The 18361-nt window shown below is 51.9% G+C and carries 18 protein-coding genes; 14 read left to right on the top strand and 4 right to left on the bottom strand.

The features are described 5' to 3' along the window. The first annotated feature begins 16 nt into the window (after window positions 1-16). From SEML1_RS02790 to pheT, 3 genes are all read left to right on the top strand, one after another. Window positions 17-739 (top strand): ABC transporter ATP-binding protein, encoded by a 723-nt coding sequence (locus SEML1_RS02790; protein ID WP_376753725.1) that lies wholly within the window; start codon window positions 17-19, stop codon window positions 737-739. After that, window positions 736-1938 carry an ABC transporter permease gene (locus SEML1_RS02785; RefSeq protein ID WP_146425936.1) on the top strand — a complete coding sequence of 401 codons (1203 nt, stop codon included), beginning with the start codon at window positions 736-738 and terminating at the stop codon, window positions 1936-1938. The genes SEML1_RS02790 and SEML1_RS02785 overlap by 4 nt, the downstream gene beginning before the upstream one ends. 80 nt (window positions 1939-2018) lie before the next feature. Continuing rightward, the gene (pheT, locus tag SEML1_RS02780; protein WP_376753724.1) at window positions 2019-4559 is read left to right on the top strand and encodes a phenylalanine--tRNA ligase subunit beta; all 2541 of its coding nucleotides are present in this window, start codon (window positions 2019-2021) and stop codon (window positions 4557-4559) included. An 18-nt stretch (window positions 4560-4577) separates the two neighbouring features. Here pheT and SEML1_RS02775 read toward each other — a convergent pair whose 3' ends face one another. Further along, complete coding sequence (locus SEML1_RS02775) at window positions 4578-5987, bottom strand: threonine/serine exporter family protein (RefSeq protein ID WP_376753723.1); 1410 nt, start codon at window positions 5985-5987, stop codon at window positions 4578-4580. 125 nt (window positions 5988-6112) lie between these two features. Between SEML1_RS02775 and SEML1_RS02770 the strand changes: the two genes are divergently transcribed. Both SEML1_RS02770 and SEML1_RS02765 read left to right on the top strand, forming a co-directional pair. Then, window positions 6113-6805, top strand: a complete 693-nt coding sequence (locus SEML1_RS02770) for an FKBP-type peptidyl-prolyl cis-trans isomerase (protein ID WP_376753722.1) — start codon at window positions 6113-6115, stop codon at window positions 6803-6805. A gap of 9 nt (window positions 6806-6814) precedes the next feature. Continuing rightward, on the top strand, window positions 6815-7744 hold the full coding sequence (locus SEML1_RS02765; RefSeq protein WP_376753721.1) for an NAD(P)/FAD-dependent oxidoreductase: 930 nt from the start codon (window positions 6815-6817) through the stop codon (window positions 7742-7744). Window positions 7745-7796: 52 nt separating this feature from the next. On the opposite strand, the gene SEML1_RS02760 is transcribed toward SEML1_RS02765, so the two are convergent. Continuing rightward, entirely contained in the window at window positions 7797-8504 is a 708-nt protein-coding gene (locus tag SEML1_RS02760; RefSeq protein WP_376753720.1) for a glycerophosphodiester phosphodiesterase, read from the bottom strand. A 26-nt stretch (window positions 8505-8530) separates the two neighbouring features. Further along, window positions 8531-9532 (bottom strand): phospholipase D-like domain-containing protein, encoded by a 1002-nt coding sequence (locus tag SEML1_RS02755; RefSeq protein WP_376753719.1) that lies wholly within the window; start codon window positions 9530-9532, stop codon window positions 8531-8533. A 69-nt stretch (window positions 9533-9601) separates the two neighbouring features. On the opposite strand from SEML1_RS02755, the gene SEML1_RS02750 reads away from it, so the two are divergent. Then, window positions 9602-10132 carry an inorganic diphosphatase gene (locus SEML1_RS02750; RefSeq protein ID WP_376753718.1) on the top strand — a complete coding sequence of 177 codons (531 nt, stop codon included), beginning with the start codon at window positions 9602-9604 and terminating at the stop codon, window positions 10130-10132. Window positions 10133-10164: 32 nt separating this feature from the next. Beyond that, a complete protein-coding gene (locus SEML1_RS02745) occupies window positions 10165-10710 on the top strand; it encodes a DUF5684 domain-containing protein (protein ID WP_376753717.1) in 546 nt (181 codons plus the stop codon). Window positions 10711-10759: 49 nt separating this feature from the next. On the opposite strand, the gene SEML1_RS02740 is transcribed toward SEML1_RS02745, so the two are convergent. Further along, window positions 10760-12295, bottom strand: coding sequence for a RelA/SpoT family protein (locus tag SEML1_RS02740; RefSeq protein WP_376753716.1), 1536 nt, complete (start codon window positions 12293-12295; stop codon window positions 10760-10762). A gap of 86 nt (window positions 12296-12381) precedes the next feature. Between SEML1_RS02740 and SEML1_RS02735 the strand changes: the two genes are divergently transcribed. The 7 genes from SEML1_RS02735 (at window position 12382) to SEML1_RS02705 (ending at window position 18360) form a co-directional block, all read left to right on the top strand. After that, window positions 12382-13365, top strand: coding sequence for a glyceraldehyde 3-phosphate dehydrogenase NAD-binding domain-containing protein (locus tag SEML1_RS02735; RefSeq protein ID WP_376753715.1), 984 nt, complete (start codon window positions 12382-12384; stop codon window positions 13363-13365). A gap of 44 nt (window positions 13366-13409) precedes the next feature. Continuing rightward, the gene (locus SEML1_RS02730) at window positions 13410-13871 is read left to right on the top strand and encodes an RpiB/LacA/LacB family sugar-phosphate isomerase (RefSeq protein ID WP_376753714.1); all 462 of its coding nucleotides are present in this window, start codon (window positions 13410-13412) and stop codon (window positions 13869-13871) included. Then, window positions 13871-14515 carry a beta/alpha barrel domain-containing protein gene (locus SEML1_RS02725; RefSeq protein WP_376753713.1) on the top strand — a complete coding sequence of 215 codons (645 nt, stop codon included), beginning with the start codon at window positions 13871-13873 and terminating at the stop codon, window positions 14513-14515. Before SEML1_RS02730 ends, SEML1_RS02725 begins: the two co-directional genes overlap by 1 nt. After that, window positions 14515-15354, top strand: coding sequence for a transketolase (locus tag SEML1_RS02720; RefSeq protein ID WP_376753712.1), 840 nt, complete (start codon window positions 14515-14517; stop codon window positions 15352-15354). Before SEML1_RS02725 ends, SEML1_RS02720 begins: the two co-directional genes overlap by 1 nt. Beyond that, entirely contained in the window at window positions 15355-16347 is a 993-nt protein-coding gene (locus SEML1_RS02715) for a transketolase family protein (protein WP_376753711.1), read from the top strand. 129 nt (window positions 16348-16476) lie between these two features. Next, window positions 16477-17388: a class II fructose-bisphosphate aldolase gene (locus tag SEML1_RS02710; protein WP_376753710.1), complete on the top strand. Its 912-nt coding sequence runs from the start codon at window positions 16477-16479 to the stop codon at window positions 17386-17388. Beyond that, window positions 17389-18360 (top strand): carbohydrate kinase family protein, encoded by a 972-nt coding sequence (locus tag SEML1_RS02705; protein ID WP_376753709.1) that lies wholly within the window; start codon window positions 17389-17391, stop codon window positions 18358-18360. It begins immediately after the preceding gene. Window position 18361 lies beyond the last annotated feature (1 nt).

Raw genomic sequence — 18361 nt, 5'->3', positions numbered from 1 at the left:
GCGATATAATTATCGTATGCCGCATGAAGTCATCAAAGTTGAGCAGTTGAGCAAGACGTACGGGTCGGGTGATAGTGCGGCTCAGGCGCTAAAAAAGGTGAGTTTTTCGATTTTTCACGGCGATTTTTTGATGATCACAGGGCGTAATGGTTCGGGAAAATCGACGTTTATGCACCAGGTAGCGATGCTGGATTATCCCACAAAAGGCAGGATTTTATTTAATTTGAAAAAGAACGATGCCGATGCGGTGAACGTTGCGGCGTTGCCGGAAAAGCAGCGGATCGAAATGCGCTTGCGCGAAATCGGCTATATTTTTCAGGAGTACGCACTGATTCGCGAGTTGACGGCGCTTGAAAATGTAATGTTGCCACGGCTGATGTGGTGCTCGGCGCGAGTGGCGCGCGAAAAGGCGCTACGGGAATTAAACCGCGTCGGTCTGAAGAAAAAGGCGCGGCACCTCCCGTCTGAATTGTCGGGCGGCGAGCAGCAGCGCGTTGCGATTGCGCGCGCATTGGTGAACGACCCGCACATTATTTTCGCCGATGAGCCGACAGCTAACCTTGATACGGTTGCGTCGAAAAATGTGATGGAGACGCTAAAAAAGATCAATGCCGACGGTATTACGGTGGTGATGATTTCGCACGAAGCGGATGAATTGCAATATGCTAAGCGGCAAATCGTGTTTGAAAACGGCGTGGTAAAAGCCGAGCGCACGCCGGCGGCGGGGGAATTATTGTGAATATTCCGAAAAATAACTTATGGCGTGAGTTTTTGCTTGGCTGGCGGCTGATGCGGCAATATATCGTGCGCGGACGAAAATGGACGTTGGCGCTGACGACACTGCTGGTAGCGGTGGCGTTTATAAATTTAGCATTTGCGTCGTCGCTGTTGACTGGTATTACGCATGCGATTGAGCATCAAGTCAAAAGCTTGATGGTCGGTGAGATATATCTCGACGCTAAAGAACCGGGCAAATTTATCGCTAACGCTGATGAAAAGATTGCTGCGATTAAGCGAATCGACGGTGTGCGCATGGCGGATAAGGTTCTGAGTTTCGATACGCTGCTGGTGTCTGGAGACGTTTATACGCGCGCGGCGGTAAACGTCGTTGACTCGAAAACATTTGGCGAGACGCTTGATATTAAAAAACATATTGAGAGCGGCACGTTTTTGAAGAATGACGACGAAATTGTTTTGGGCAGCCGATTGCTCGTACGGACGGCGCTTGATGGCGCAAAAGTGGGCGATACGATCTCAATGAAGATTAACGGCAAGGACATAAAAGTTAAGGTTGGCGGTATTTCTAACACGAAATATATTTACGCCGACGATGCGGCATATATTTCTCGGGTGCTGTGGCAAAAGATTTCTGGTGAAGCGAATAGTACTGCTGCGACTATGATTATCGTGCGCGCCGCGAACGGCAAAGACAATGAGGTAAAGAAGGCGCTTGAAAATCTAAAATACACCGACGTGCGGATACACGACTGGCGCGATGCGGCGTCGTATATGGATACGATTTCCGGCAGCTTTATATCGCTTGATGCAATTATGCTGCTTGTGGGGATTATCATCGCGGCAGTGACGATTTTTATCGTAATTTATGTTGATATCATCAATAAGCGCCGCCAGATTGGGATTCAGCGGGCGATCGGCGTGAAGCCGCGCGTGATTGTGTTTAGCTATGTTTTACTATCGTTATTTTATGCGGTTTGCGGTGTGGCGGCGGGGCTGGCGATATTTTTCGGCGGGCTCGTGCCGTTCTTTCTGGCGCATCCATTTCGGTTGCCGATTGCCGACGTGACATTGTATGTGTCGCCGCCGCAGTTGGTCTTCCGTGCGGAAATCGTTTTAGTCGTGGCAATTATCAGCGGCGCGATCCCAGCAATTATGGCGTCGCGCATGAAAATGCTGGACGCGATTTTGGGTCGCGGGTAACTATTTTGCAGCTACTAATTGCGGCTAAGCGGCTTGCCGGCTTTTAAAATGCTCCAGATATGGCGTATAATTGGGATAGTATGAAAGTCAGTCTGAATATCGTTAAAAGTTTAGTTAATTTTGAGTTGCCGCCGGTAGATGAACTGGTGGCGCGGGTGAATGCACAGTTAGGCAGCGTCGAGAAGGTCATTGACCTGGGCGCTCAGTACAAAGACGCGCGGATCGTGCATGTTGTACAGTGCGAGCCGCACCCGAATGCTGATCGGTTGCATGTATGTTTAATAGATGATGGCGGCGCTGTTGCTAATATACCGCGCGATGATAAAGGCTATGTGCAAGTGGTCTGCGGCGCGCCGAATGTTCACGCCGATATGTGGGCAGTGTGGCTGCCGCCGAACAGTACGGTGCCGGCGAGCTTTGCCGACGCGGAGCCGTTTGTATTAGGCGCGCGCAAGCTGCGCGGCGTGCTGAGCCAAGGAATGCTGGCGGCAGCAGATGAGTTGGCGATTGGCACAGATCATGACGGTATTGTTGAAATCAGCGGGCGAGATATGCCAAAAGGCGTAGTATTGCAGGCGGGCGATAGTTTCGCGCAGGTGTTTGGCTTGGACGATGTTGTGCTTGATATTGAGAATAAGATGTTTACGCACCGGCCGGATTGTTTCGGACAATTAGGTGTAGCGCGCGAAATTTCCGGAATTTTCGGACAGGCATTTACTAGCCCGGATTGGTATACGGTGGCGCAGAAATTTGCCGATGGCAGCGGGCTAAAGCTTAACGTCTACAACGATATACCGGATTTAGTACCGCGGTTTATGGCGGTAGCGGTGAAGAACGTAACGGTGCAGCCGAGCCCGCTGTGGCTACAATGCCAGTTAGTGGCAATGGGCGGTAAGCCGATCAACAACATCGTTGACGCGACGAATTACATCATGCTCATGACGGCGCAACCGACGCACGCCTACGATTATGATAAATTGCGCGGCGGTAAGTTAGGCGCGCGTATGGCGCGCGAAGGCGAAACTATCGCGCTATTGAACGGCAAAACGTACACGCTCGGCACAGACGATATCGTCATCGCGGACGGCGAACGAGCGGTAGCGCTGGGCGGTATTATGGGCGGCGCGGATACGGAGGTTTCGAGCGATACGAACAATGTCGTGCTAGAGTGCGCGAGTTTTGATATGTATGCAGTACGAAAAACTGCTATGCGCCACGGCGTATTTACCGACGCGCTAAGCCGGTTTAACAAAGGCCAGTCGCCATTGCAAAATGCGCCCGTATTGAAGCGGTTGATGGGTATGATCGGCGGCGAGCAAGCAAGTGAAGTGCACGACAAGAAACAATTTAGCGATGAATTTGATGAATATTTTGCGGGTAAGTATACGCCGGCGAACATTGACATTAATAGTTCGTTCATCAATCAGCGGCTTGGGCTGCAACTGACAGATAGCGACATATATACGTTGCTCAATAACGTTGAGGTTCATAGCCACGGTCCAGAAGATAAGCTCGGCTATACGTGTGTACAAGTGCCGTTTTGGCGTACTGATATTGAATTGAAAGAAGATGTCGTCGAGGAGGTGGGGCGATTGTACGACTTTAGCAAATTACCGCGCGAGCTGCCGCAGCGTTCGACAAAGCCGGCGCCAAAAAATCCGCGGCGCGAATTGAAGCGGCAAATTCGCGAGCAGCTGTCGCGCGCTGGCGCAAACGAAGCGCTTACCTATAGTTTTGTGCACGAGCATATATTGAAGCGCGCCGAGCAACATGCGGACCAAGCGTATAAGCTGAGCAATGCACTAAGTCCTGATTTGCAATACTACCGTTTGAGCGTGCTGCCAAGTTTGCTTGACAAAGTCCATGCGAATATCAAGGCGGGGCATGATGAGTTTTGTTTATTCGAGATCGGCAAAGGACACGATGTGCGGTTGCCGCATAGCGAAGATGGTTTGCCGAGCGAGCGGACATTTGTTGATGCGGTGTATGCGGCGAAGAAAGCACGCGCTAGCGCGCCGTATTACCAGGTGCAGCGCATAGCGGTGCGATTGCTCGGCTCATTGGGCGCGCAGTTTGAATTAATCCCAATGGCGGCTGAGAACGATGATGGTAAAGAACTAAGCGGCGTTGAGTTTGAGGTCGCTGCGCCATTTGATCGGCAGCGAAGCGCGTGGATACTGTGCGGTAAGGAGCGGCTTGGTATTGTTGGTGAATTTAAGCAAGCGGTACGCCGGAATTTCAAACTGCCGGAATATGCTGCTGGATTTTCGATTAATTTTGATCAGTTGTTAGCGCAGCCGCGCGATGAGCAAGCCTATCGGCCGCTGAGCCGCTTTCCATCGACGAGCCGCGACGTGTCGCTGCGGGCGCCGCGCGATGTATCGTATGCTGAGCTTTACCATGTGGTGCAAGCGGCAGTTGACGAATCGGCAGGCGATATCACCGTGACAATTGAGCCGCGCGCGATTTTTCAGCCGGCGAATGATCACTCAATAAAGACGACGACATTCCGATTGCGCATGACGCATTATGAGCGCACACTGACGGATGCGGACGCGAAACCGATTGTCGACCGTGTGGCGACGATGGCGCTCGCAAAACTTGGCGCGGAGTGCGTGTAATAAATATAAGAGAAAATACTACTCTCGATCTTCGCTGCGCAATGGCCATTGTGGCAAGCTGTTGCGAATCAGCACAAAGCTGCGGCGCGTCGGGCGCCCGACAAGCACGCCAAACGATGCGCCCGCAGCAATAGCAACAGAAATAAGAATAGCACGCAGCAGCAAATCATCTCCGCCGGGCGCATTCTCCGGTGCGATTAACCCCATTAGCCCGTTGTACAGAATTAGCCCCGGCACGAGCGGCACGATGCTAGCATTGACGATCGCAAGGCTTGGCATGTGCCAAACGCGCGACACAAGCGTGGCGATAAATCCAATCGTAATGCCGGCAAGCGCGTTAGCAGGGATTGATGAAAGCCCCGCGCCGCTGCTTGCTAAAAAGGTGTAATAGCCGAGCAATCCGGTCGCGCCGGTCAAAATAATGCCGCCGAGCCGCGTATGGTTGCCAAGCGCAAACGATGCCGAAATAATGACAGCGCCTAGATATTGATAACTCGCGCTTGCGAATGTTAAGCGGTCGGGCGTTGGAATGAACGAAATGCCGAGTTTCCGGCTAGCGTATAAGCCGATGCCAACGCCGGCGACGATACCGGTCGTCATCATGGCGACGCGCAATAGCCGTGCGCCGGCGGTAACGTAATATTCGTCGATTGCGTCTTGAAAGGCGCCGACAATCGCCATACCGGCAACAAGCAAGACGATTCCGCCGACCGTGATGAGTGTCGGGTTGACGCTTCCCATGAAGTCGACATAGCCATGGCTAACGAACCACATAAGCGCGGAAGCGAATAGCGTAATAAATAGCGATGCGACGACTTGCGTGAAAAACGGCGGTAAAGCCAACCGCCCGAGCCTTCCGAGCAGCCATGCTGTAACGGCGCCGACGAAAAATGCAATTAAGACAAGCGGCCAGGTTGCTGAGTAGAGAATCGCTGAGCCGGCGCTGATTCCGCCGCTCGCGATATAGATGACCCAGCGCGGATAACGGCGCACGCGCGATAATATTTTGTCGAGAGACTTTTCGGCATCGTCAAGCGTGAGCGTGTGGTTGGCGATTTTTGCGCTCAGGTCTTGCAATTGCTGCATGAGCTGGTAGTTCGTTTCGCGCGGCGTGATTGTGCGGATTAGCGTGAGCGGTTCGCGGTCGACACCGCGGTCTTGCGAAACAAAAATTTGCGTGTAGCTGATATCAATATGGACTTTCTGCTGGCAATAAACATCGGTAATATTGAGCGCTAAATTCGTGACGCTATGCGCCGGCATACCCATTGACGATAGTTGGTCTGCCATCGTCATGACGAGGCGCAACGCACGCATATTTGGCGTGAGCGTGTTGTCGATTTTTTCGAAATCTGCGATTTTTACCGAACCTTGCGCGGCAATAATTTTGCCGAACGAACGGCGAACCAGTTGCGTAAATGAATTCATACCGTTCATTATAGCAAGCTGCACGCGAAAAGTTACTTATGATTTTTTGTTTTTGCCGCCGGAATCGCCTAGCGCGCGCAGAGAGAATTTGCTATACTATAGGCTGATTATAACGAGAGGGGAATATGGCAACATCGAAAGTGCAGCGTTGGGGAATTATGACGATTTTGATCGTGACGGTAGTCGGTACGCTTGGGTCGTTTGCAGTGATGATTTTATCAATGCAAAATCAGCAGCGAATACAAGCCGACTATGAAAAAGTCAATAATGAATACCAGACGCAATTAAAAGCATACAAGGCAAAAGTGCAGGCGCAGGCAGATGAGTTGTCAGCAAAATATTACGATACATTTAAGCAGTACAGTACGCAGGCGGGCACGTATGATGTGAATAGCGTCAAAGAGTTGAAAACGGAAGATCTAACTGAAGGCGACGGCGCAGTGATTGACGGCTCGACAAAATTTGCGGCGTATTATATCGGCTGGGACGCGAACGGCAATGTATTTGACCAAAGTATTGATGGCAGCAAACTGAAAGAGCCGACTGCTGTAGCGAACGGACTTGACAAAGCCGGATTAATCGCTGGTTGGAAAGAGGGCTTGAAAGGTATGAAAATCGGCGGCGTGCGTTTGCTGAGTATCCCGTCGGATAAGGCGTACGGCGAAGCGGGGCAGAAAGACAAGAACGGCAAGCAGACAATTCCTGCAAATATGCCGCTGAAATTTGTCGTCATGGCGATTCCGCAGCCGCCGACTATTCCTCAGCCGGACTCATCAAAACTGATGGAAGCGTATATGAAAATGTATGGAAATCAATAAGGGGTGCAAATGAAACATGATATTATTCCAGTCGTAATGGTCGGTGCTGGACCGAGCGCGCTCGCAGCAGCAATTTACACAACGCGCGAAGCGATTGATACGGTGCTGTACGAAAAAGGTGTCGTCGGCGGGTTGGCAGCTATTACCGATCAAGTTGATAATTACCCGGGTTTTCCTGATGGCATTGCCGGTATGCAGCTAGCGGAACAATTGCAAAAGCAGGCGGAGCGTTTCGGCGCGAAAATTGAATACGGCGATGTATCGGCATTGCGGCACGAAAACGGCGTGAACATTGTGACGGTCGACGGGAAGGATATGGCGGCGCGCGCCGTGCTGATCGCGACGGGCAGTGACTATAATAAACTTGGTATTCCGGGCGAGAAGGAATTGTACGGGCGCGGCGTGCATTATTGTGCGACGTGCGACGGCGCGTTTTACAAAGGCAAGCGCTTGGCGGTTGTCGGCGGCGGTAATTCTGGCGTGCAAGAAGCGATTTTTTTGACGCGGTTTGCGAGCCATATTGATTTGCTGGTGCGCAGTACGGTAAAAGCGAGCAAGGTGCTGCAAGACGAATTGCGGCCGTATATTGACGACGGCAAGGTGGCGGTGCATGTGAAAACGGTGCCGCAAGAAATTGTTGCAGAAAATGGCGCAGTCCAGGCGGTTCGGGCGCAGTGCGACGGCAAGCCGGTTGAATTTGCGGTTGACGGCGTATTTATATTCATCGGGCTAAAGCCGAATACACAATTTTTGGCGGGCAGCGGCGTTGAGCTTGACGCGCGCGGGCTCATCAAAACCGACGAGCACTTGGCGACGAATGTGCCGGGTGTGTTTGCAAGCGGCGATGTGCGCAGCGGCGCGACGATGCAAGTCGCGAGCGCGGTCGGCGAGGGTGCGACAGCGGCGCTGAGCATTCGCGAATATTTAGATCGTAAATAATATAAGTTTTGTATGTACTATGTCCGCGCGGCTGGATATAGGTTAGAGGCAGCTAATCGCGTGTTTCGGCGTGCGTATTTATGTACGCGATACACTTGTCGGGGTAATTAGTGACAATTGCTTGCACGCCCTGATGCTCTAGGCGGTGTATTGCGCTCGTACGATCAACAGTATATGCGTAAATGAAAATGCCGGCGCGCCGCGCAATTTCAAGCGCAAGCCGATGCAAATACAAGCGGTGAAAACCAACTGCCGTTAGCTTAAGATAGCGGTGGTACGCGATAAATGCAAACGGATTTTGATGGTGTAAAAGCGCAAGATTAGCGCGTTTCGACCGCCGGCGAACGCGCATGAGCTCGCGCGCTTTGAACGACGAAATCAGCACCAGATCCCAATCATCGGCGCAAGTGATGAAATGACGCCGAAGCAGCCGCACGAGCGCGTCGCCTGTGTGGCGGCTTTTAATTTCGATATTAAGCAAGATTTTTCCAAAGAACTCGTGTAGCACGTCTTCAAGCAGCGGCACGGGATTATCGCGCGTTAGTTCCTGCAGCTTTTTGTACGTCAGTGACGCGACGCTATCTGCGACATAATGCGTGCGTAGCAGCAAGGCGTCATGGATAACGACAAGCCGATGATCGGCTGTCAAGCGCACGTCAAGTTCAAGCATATCGGCGCCAGCTTCGTAGCCGGCACGAAACGCCGGCAGCGTATTCTCAGGCGCTAAGCCGCCCGCGCCGCGATGTCCAATGACAAGCATAACGTTCCTATTATATCATTGCGGGGTTATTCGACGTACCGGCGGCGGAATGTTTCAAGCTGCCGTATCAGGTGCGGGTCGTAGGTTTCAAGGGCGACTTCGCGCGTACCAACTAGCCCCGACCCGTACATAAAATTATGCGATCCGGTAATCGCAGCTTTGCTGCCGTCCGGCATTGTTGCGATTAAAAATTTTGCGTGCAGATAACAATCATGATTATATAGTGTTTTTTGCCTCGCCGTCATCATACCGAGGCGAATGAGCAGCTTATTGAGCGATGAAGCAGTGCGCCAGTGATTAAAATAAAGGACCGCTTGTTTTCGTTTTAGCGTGCGGTTGAGTGCGCCTGTCGGACAATATTGCGATACAAGTGCAATGTGCTCTGCTTGTTTTGCAAGGGCGCGCGCTCGTTTGTATATGAGTGAATTTGTCGGCAATCCGTTGTCAAACAAAATTGTCGTGGTCTTCGACACGGGCGCTGAGTGGTTGCGCGCCGCACCGCCGCCGCGATCGGCGCGGTAGATGTGCTGTTGTTCCTGTATGAGCCTATCGGCAAGCGCTTGGTCGGAAAAGCGAAACATATAATCGACGTTTGAAAAACTTTCGTCGTCCATATTAACGCCGCCGCCGACGTAAGCGGTATCGTCGACGACCGTCCACTTGCTGTGCGTTCGACCGGCAAACAGCGTATTTGCTTTGCGCCCGAGCCAGTGGAATGATCCGCCGGCTTTTTTGATACGCCGTTCTAATTTTAGCGCCTGCATGGCGCGTGCTGGCTGGCGCTTCGGCGCGCGCAAAATAAATTCTTTCGGTTCGATGTAGGTAAAGGTGTCGGCGCAAATACAGACGTCAACGCCACGTTCGGCAGCGCGTACGAGTTCGTCGACGATTGCTTGCGACCGCTCATCGTTGGCTCGGAATGTCGTCGCAATCATCGCGACGCGGTAGCGGGCTTTGGCAATTTTTTTCGCCACATCGCGCGCATAATCGGCTGCAGGTAATAATTTCGGTGAATGTAACGCGTTCATTCGTCTAGTATACTACTCTCTGCTAAAAGCTGGTACACTAGATACATAGCTAACTATGAAGGAGGTATAATGGCAGATTTTAATCAAATACTCGCGCCAGGCGATGTTGACGGCGGCGTTGTTAATGTGGTGGTAGAGATTCCGCAGGGATCAAACCACAAAATCGAATGGAATCGTGACCTCGCAGTGATGCAGCTTGACCGCGTTGAGCCGGCGATTTTTGCGAAACCGACGAACTACGGATTTATTCCGCAAACGCTTGATGAGGACGGCGATGAGCTAGATGCGCTCATTGTCACCGACCAGCCGCTTGCAACCGGCGTATTTTTGGAGGCAAAAGTAATCGGCGTATTAGAATTTGTGGACGACGACGAAGTTGACGATAAGGTTATTGTTGTGCCGGCAGACGACCGCAATACAGGCAACGCGATTAATTCGCTAGAAGACGTGCCGCCGCAATTGCTCAAGCAGATTGAACATCATTTTAACCATTACAAAGACTTGAAAAAGCCAGGTTCAACCGTTGTGAAAGGCTTCGGTGATGCTGCGCGCGCCAAAGAAATTATCCGCGCCGCTATTGAACGCTGGAATAATCGTTAGTACACTGAAATAGTAACTGTAAGGGGGGGAAAATGGATTACTATAGTAATTATGATACATATAGCTACACAACGACAAGTACAGCGACGAGCGCCGCGGCGGGTGCGATGCTGGTCGTTTCGCTGATCTTTTCGTTGGTGGCAGTGGTCGCGTCGGTATTGATGATTATTGGTTTGTGGAAGGTATTCACCAAAGCCGGCAAGCCAGGCTGGGCGGCGATTGTGCCGATCTATAATTTAATTACGCTGCTTGAGATCGTTGGCCGTCCGGCATGGTGGGTGCTTTTGACATTTGTGCCGTTCGCAAACCTTTATGTAGTCATCATGGTGGCGATTGACTTGGCGAAAGCGTTTGGTAAATCGGGCGGATTCGCGGCACTCTTGATATTGCTGCCGCCTGTCGGCTATATGATGCTCGGTTTCGATAAGTCGGCGTATGCGGGTTCGGTCGCGGCGATGCCGGCGGCATATCCGGGTGCGCCAGCTTATCAGCCTGGTCAACCCCAGCCGCCAGCGCAACCAGCGCAAGCTCCGGCTCAAGGCTATAGCGGACAGCCACAGCCGCCGCAAGCGAAATAGTCCATAATATATGGAGAGCATAAAAATAGCCGGTACGGTAGTTGTCCGGCTATTTTTTATTTTTCCGCCGCCGCGCCGTCCGGTGAATAATTTCGCCGACGTGGCCGAGTTGTCCGAGCAAGCTATTTTTACGCAGCTGCGCTTTGAACTTCATGCGCGCGTGTCCGGTGATCATATGGTTGCTCCAACCTGGTTTCGGCTTGGCTTTTTTGTTGGTAAGAATTTCAATCGTATCGCCATGCTGTAATTTATAACTAAACGGCTCCATCTTGCCGTTTACCAAAAAGCCGCTTGCTTTCGCCGCCAGATCAGAGTGCACGCGGTAGGCGTAGTCAAGCGGAAACGAGCCGTCCGGTAAATCGTAAATGTCGCCCTTCGGCGAGTACACAAAAATTCGGTCGCCAAACAAATCAACTTTTAGATTTTCAGTATCAAATTCTTTGCCCTCGCGAATCAGCGCCGCCGCCGATTGTAGGTGCCGGATCCAATGCAAGTCCGTCGGCAGCGACGCCATCGTGCCGGATTTATAGGCATCGGTCAGTTTTTGTTCGTTGTAGTGAAAGCTTGCCGCCAAACCGCGCTCGGCGTAGTCGTGCATTTCGTGCGTGCGAATTTGAAATTCCACCGCTTGGCCGTTTTTTGTCGTGACCGTTGTGTGCAGGCTCTGGTAGCCGTTTGGTTTTGGCTTGGAAATATAATCCTTGATGCGTCCAACCATCGGCTCGTACATGCTATGCAGTTCGCTTAGTACGAGATAGCATGTGTCAATATCGTTGACAATAATGCGCAAAGCTATCAAATCGTAAATATCGTCGATGTTCGGCACGCGCTGCATTTTTTTGTACAGGCTGTAGGTGCTTTTCACGCGCCCGTCGATGTCGTGTGCGATATTTTCTTTGGTTAGGTGCGCGTCGACGGCGCGGCGCACTGTATCAAGTTTGCGCTGGCTTTTCTTGATGCGGCTGTCTTTGAGCGCGACGGTTTGGTTGTACTTTTCGGGCATAAGATATTTGAAGCTGAGTTCTTCAAGCTGCACGCGCAGCCGCCCCATATTCAGGCGGTCGGCAAGCGGCGCAAAGACGTTAAGCGTTTCGCGGGCAATTTTTTTCTGTTTTCCTCCGCTCTTGAACTGCAGTGTTTGCATATTATGCAGGCGGTCGGATAGCTTGATAATGATGACGCGAACGTCTTGCCCGACGGCGATGAGCAACTTTGTCAGATTATCGCGTGTTGCCGGCAGGTAGCTTGCTAGATCGCGCATGCCAGCGCGCGCTTGGCTAACTTTTGTGACGCCGTCGACGAGAAACGCAATATCTTTGCCAAACAGTTCAGTAATTTCTTCAAGCGTTGCGTCGGTATCTTCAACTGTGTCGTGTAAGACGCCTGCAACGGCTGAATCAATATCCATACCCCAGTCAATGAGTGTCGCTGCTACCTGCAGCGGATGCGAGATGTACGGTTCCCCGCTTTGGCGCATTTGCCCGGCGTGCTGCTCGGTAGCATAATCAATCGCATGCGTGAGCAGTTCGACTTGCGCGTCGGTGTAGTGCTCTCTGGCAAGTTTGATTAGCTCGTGCTTATTCATACACTTAGTATAGCGAAAAGTTGCGAAAAATTCAGATTCGCGCTACACTAGAGGTTAAAGAGCTAGCGCTAAATCAAGGAGTGGGGATGGCAGCGATAAAAATAGCAATCAATGGTTTTGATAGAATCGGGCGCAGCGCGTTCAAGATCGCGCAGGGGCGCAATGATGTCCATGTTGTCGCAATTCGGAGCGAGTACGATGTTAACACGACGGCGTATTTATTGAAGCACGATTCCGTGTACGGCAATTATGCGCGCGCCGTGAAGCCTGAGGATAATTATATTGCTGTCGGCGAATCGCGGATTGATATTGTGTCAAATTTGCAGTCAGTTAAAAAGTCGTGGCAAGACCGCATGGTTGACGTCGTGATTGATACGACAAATACCGATTCGGTGCGACTGAAAGAGCATATCGTAGCCGGCGCAAAGCAGGTCGTTGCGATGTCGACGGCGGACACGATTGAGACGATTATTATGGGCGTGAACGACGACTCGATCGGCTCGATCTCGCCGGTCGTCAGCGCTGGCGAGCCGGGTGCAGTAGCAATTGCGCCTGTACTCGCTGTACTTGAGCAAGCGTTTGCGCCGAAGAAATCGGCGCTTACGGTGATTGACGGCGGCTCGCCGGTCGACGATACGCTCCGTACGAAGCGTACGCAGCAACAGAATATTATTCCGGCGCCGTTTGCGGGGTTAACGCCGTCGCGTCAGGCGCTTGGGCAGCAGACAATTGACGGCTTGTCGATCCATACGCCAGTTGCAAATGTCGGGCTGGCGGTTATTACGGCAGTGCTTGCTGCACCGACAACAACAGCGATTGTAAATCAAGTCTTTGAGCGTGCTGCTAAAGAGCCGTTTTATCAGGGAATTATCAATACGACTAATAAGCCGCTCGTATCATTCGATTTGCGCGGCAGCAGCTATAGCGCGACGGTTGATACGCAGCTGACGCGCGTAATTGGCGGCGACTTAGTACAGTTGGCGGTATGGTTTGATAGCGAGTGGGGCTATGCGAACCGTCTCGTTGAGTTGTCTGTCGACGCTGGGCGCGTGGCGCGGAATCGTACATAATCAATAACTTTACAGGGAGAGCAATAGCGCTTATACTTACTATTATGAAATTATTTCTCGGCGCCGATCATGGCGGATACTATCTAAAAGAAAAATTGCAGGCTTATTTGACAAAGCGTGGTTTTGAATGGGAAGATGTCGGTGATAAAGAGCTTGATCCGAACGATGACTTCCCGCAGTTTGCGCAAATGGCAGCAACCAAAGTGCTGGGCGAGGATGACGCGAACGACCCGCGCGCGATTCTGATTTGCACGGGCGGTCAGGGCATGGCGATGGCGGCAAATCGCTTCAGCGGTATTCGCGCCGCAGTGATTTGGGATAAATTTGAAGCGCATGAATGCCGCCATGATAACGACGCGAATGTATTGTGCCTGCCGGCGCGCGTCGTTGATCCGCCAGGCGAAGCGCGTGATAATTGGAAAGAAATCGTCGACGAATGGCTTGATACACCGTTTGCCGGCGCAGCGCGGTATATACGGCGAAACGCAGAACTGGACAAGTTTTAATGGCGCACATCGTTCCTTGTATCACCGTAGAGTCGGAAGACGATTACAAAGCGGCAGTTGAGCGTTTGTCGCCGTTTGCAACGCGCGTACATATTGACATCATGGACGGCGAATTTGCGCCGACTAAAAGTATTCCGATCAATAAAATCTGGTGGCCGCAGGAGTGGGCGGTTGACATTCACGCTATGGTGGCGCACCCGAGCCAATACGTTCAAGCGCTGATGCAAATGCGCCCGGCAACGGTGATTTTCCATGCTGAGGTAAAAGAAGATCTTGCGCCGGTTATTCAGCAGCTGAAAGCGGTCGGTATTCGCGCAGGCGTTGGATTGCTCAAACCGACAGTGCCAAATACCGTCACGGAATATATTGAGACAGCAGATCATGTCTTGGTGTTCTGCGGTAATTTGGGACACTATGGCGGCAAAGCTAGCCTGATGCAGCTCGAAAAAGTGCGGCTAATACGCAACATTCATCCCGATGTTGAAATTGGCTGGGACGGCGGCGCGAATCTTGAAAATGCGTTTAGTTTGGCGCAGGGTGGCGTTGACGTCATTAATTGCGGCGGTGCGATTTCGCAGGCAGCCGACGCGGCACAAGCCTACCAGCAGCTCGTGACTGAAATTAACAGAGAGAGCGTTATCTAATGGTGTACAGCGAAGCAGAAATTAAGCAGAAAGCAACACGTATGCGCCGAAATATCATTCGTATGCTTGAACATGCTGGCAGCGGGCATTCGGCGGGCGCGCTCGGCATGGCGGATTTGGTGGCGGCGCTGTATTTCGGTGTTATGAATATTGATCCAAAAAATCCTGAAGATCCGGAGCGCGATTTGTTCATGCTTAGTAATGGGCATACCGTGCCGGTGCAGTATGCCGCGATGGCGGAAGCGGGATTTTTCCCCGAAAGCGAGCTAATGACCTTGCGCCAGTGGGGTTCGCGCTTGCAAGGGCATCCCGAGCGCATGATGTTGCCAGGACTTGAGACGACCAGCGGCCCGCTTGGCTGCGGTGTTGCGCAAGGCGCGGGCATGGCGTATGTGCTGCAGTACCTTGATAAGCAGCGTCATCGCTGGGTGTATGTCGTTACGGGTGACGGCGAGCTTGACGAGGGCAATATTTGGGAGTCGGCAATGTTTGCCGGTAAATACAAATTGGCGCAGCTGATTGTCTTTGTTGATCGTAATAATATCCAAATTGACGGTCCGACGGAAGATGTTATGCCGCTTGAAAATCTTCGTGAAAAATGGGAAAGTTTTGGTTGGCACGTGCAAGAAATTGACGGCAACAATGTACGTGCTGTGATCGACGCAGTGAATTTTGCAAAAGCGGTCGAAAATAAACCGTGCTGCATCATTACGCACACAATTCCCGGCAAGGGCGTCGATTTCATGGAATACGATTACACGTGGCACGGTATCGCGCCAAATAGTGAGCAGGCAGAACAGGCGCTTGCCGAGTTACCGGCTAATCAGGAGGATATATAAATGTACCCGCTTAACGATAATATCTACACCGATAGCCCTGATGTTGAGCCAACGCGTACCGGGTTTGGACGTGGACTAAAGGCTGCCGGACAAGCGGACGAACGTATCGTTGGGCTATGCGCTGATTTGGTAGAAAGCGTCAAAATGGATGCGTTTGCGCGCGAGTTTCCCGAGCGCTATATTGAAGTTGGTATTGCCGAGCAAAATCTCGTGACGGTGGCAGCGGGATTAGCGCGCGCCGGTAAAATCCCGTTTGCAGCCAGCTACGCGGCGTTTAGCCCCGGGCGCAACTGGGAGCAAATCAAGACGACAGCGTGCCTGAATGATGTGCCGGTGAAAATCATCGGCGGCCATAGTGGTAGTACGGTCGGTCCAGACGGCGCAACGCATCAGATGTTCGAGGATATTGCGCTTATGCGCGTATTGCCGAATATGGTGGTGATTTGCCCAGGCGATAGCATTGAAGCTGACAAAGCAACCCGCGCGATGGCGCGCGATTCCCGTCCGAATTATTTGCGCGTAGCTCGCGAAAAAACGCCGGTTTTCAGTACAAACGCTAGTCCGTTTGAGATTGGAAAAGCGTATGTGCTGCGCGAAGGCGGCGATGTGACGATTTTGAGTACGGGTATTGAAACGTCGTACGCACTGCGGGCAGCAGATGCGTTGGCGCGCGATGGCGTGCAGGCTGAGGTTGTGCACGTGCCGACAGTGAAGCCGCTTGACCGCGCAACAATTATCGCGAGCATTAAGAAAACCGGCCGCGCAGTAACGTGCGAAGATGCGCAGGTTGCTGGCGGTTTTGGCGGCGCGGTCGCTGAGCTGCTGTGCGATGAAATGCCGGCGCCTTTATTGCGTATTGGCGTGCAAGATCGCTACGGCGAGTCGGGTAAACCGCTTGAAGTCCATCAAAAGTTTGGACTGGCAGACGATGCAATTATTGCAAAAACAAAAGAGTTCATTGCGCATTGCCCGCAATATCGCGCTGGATTTTAAGCAGTAAATATTTGATTAGCCGCGTAAATATAGCCTTTCTATTACGGAATAGCCAACATAGTTACGCCGATAAGCCATAAGTGGTATACTAGGCTCTAGATAGCCATAATAGTGTTTTAGGAGAAGCCTATGAGTCTGATTACCGAGCAAATCTATGAAAATACCGCGCGCGCGCGCGAACTAATGCACCGCAGCCGCCAGGAGGGCTTTGCGGTCGGGGCGTTTAATATTGATAACCAAGAAACATTGCAAGCGATTTCGCAAGCAGCGCAAAAGCTGCAAGCGCCGGTAATGGTTGAAGTGAGCGCCGGCGAAGTTAAGACGATGGGCGGCTGCCAAAACATCCGCGACATGGTGAGTAATTACCGCAGTACGTATAATATAGAGATGTATATCAACCTTGACCATGCGCCGACGGTTGAACTGTGCCAGCAGGCGATTGACGCTGGATTTGAATTTATTCATATTGATATTTCGCAGGCGAATCATGACGCGACGCTTGAAGAAATTATCATGAAGACAAAAGACGTCGTAGCGTATGCGCGTTCAACCGGTGCGCTTGTCGAGGCGGAAGAGCGCTATTTCTTCGGCGACTCGAACGTACACAAGGAAGCGATTGACTATGAAGAGGTGAAAAAATGGAACACCAAGCCAAATGAAGCGCGCGATTTTGTAGCGGCGACGGGAATTGATACGATGGCGGTGCAAATCGGCAATCTGCACGGATTGTATCCCGTGCCGAAAATTTTAGATTTAGATTTACTGCGGGAAATCCGTGCGGCGATTGACTGTCAGATTAGTTTGCATGGCGGCAGCGGCACACCGCTCCATTATTTTGAAGATGCAGCAAAAATCGGCGTCAGCAAGATCAATATCAATAGCGATTTGCGCTATGCGTTCCGTACGACGCTTGAGAAAGTGCTGCGCGAGAATCCTGACGAGTACGCAGTATATAAATTGATGCCGCAGGTGTGCGCGGCGGTGCAGGCGGTCGTCGAGGAAAAAATCCAGGCATTTGGCAGCGTGGGTAAGGCGGCGTAAGTGGTAAAAATTTTAGCGATCGGCAAGGGTACGCAAGACGTATTTTTGCGCAGCGACGAGTTTGATCCGCACACGCGCGGCAAAAAAGTTTATACTGAAATTCCGCTCGGGCTCAAAATGGAAGTCGACGACGTTACATTTAGTACGGGCGGTAATGCGACGAACGTGGCGACGACGCTAGCGCGCCAGGGGATTGAGACGGCGTATATGTGGGGGCTGGGCGAAGATCCGGCGAGCCAGTCGATTTTGCACGAACTTGACCGCGAGGGCGTTGATACGCGCCATGTCGTGCAAGATCCGCATTATCAGTCAGGCTACTCGGTGATTATGATTGCGACGAACGGCGAGCGTACGATCTTAAATCACCGCGGCAATGCGTTTGGGCGCAGCGGGCGGCATAATTTTAATCTATCGGCAATTGAGGGGTACGACTGGATTTATCCGACGAGTTTAGGCCATGGCGGTTTGAAGTTGCTGCGCGAAATTATTGATGCGGCAGAAAGATATGGTGCGAGCGTGATGCTTAATCCGGCTGGTCCGGAGTTGGCGGAAAAAGACAAATTAATTCCGCTGCTTGAAACGGTTGACGTGCTCATTACAAATAAGGAAGAGATGCAGCAACTGGTGAGCGGTAAGACTTGCGAGGAGCTAGCGCTGCACGCGCTGAATTATGTGCCAGTTGCGATTGTAAGCGATGGTCCGAACGGCGTAGTCGCGACCGACGGTAAAACGATTGTGCGCGCTGGTATGTACGAGGATGTGCCGGTGGTCGATCGGACAGGCGCGGGCGATGCGTTCGCGAGCGGTTTTCTGAGCCAATGGGCGCGCGGTAAAAGTTTGAAAGATTCAATTATTTTCGCGAGTGCAAACAGCACGAGCGTCGTGACAAAAATCGGCGCTAAAGCCGGCATTTTGCGCCGCGGCGTGCATTTGCACGATATGCCAATTAGCGAAAAACCAATTGCAAGATAGG

The organism is Candidatus Saccharimonadaceae bacterium ML1 (assembly GCA_030253535.1).
GTDB classification, from domain to species: Bacteria; Patescibacteriota; Saccharimonadia; order Saccharimonadales; family Saccharimonadaceae; genus Saccharimonas; species Saccharimonas epibionticum.
Note: the sequence above shows the minus strand (reverse complement) of the source record. Positions and strands in the feature narration are given on the sequence as shown.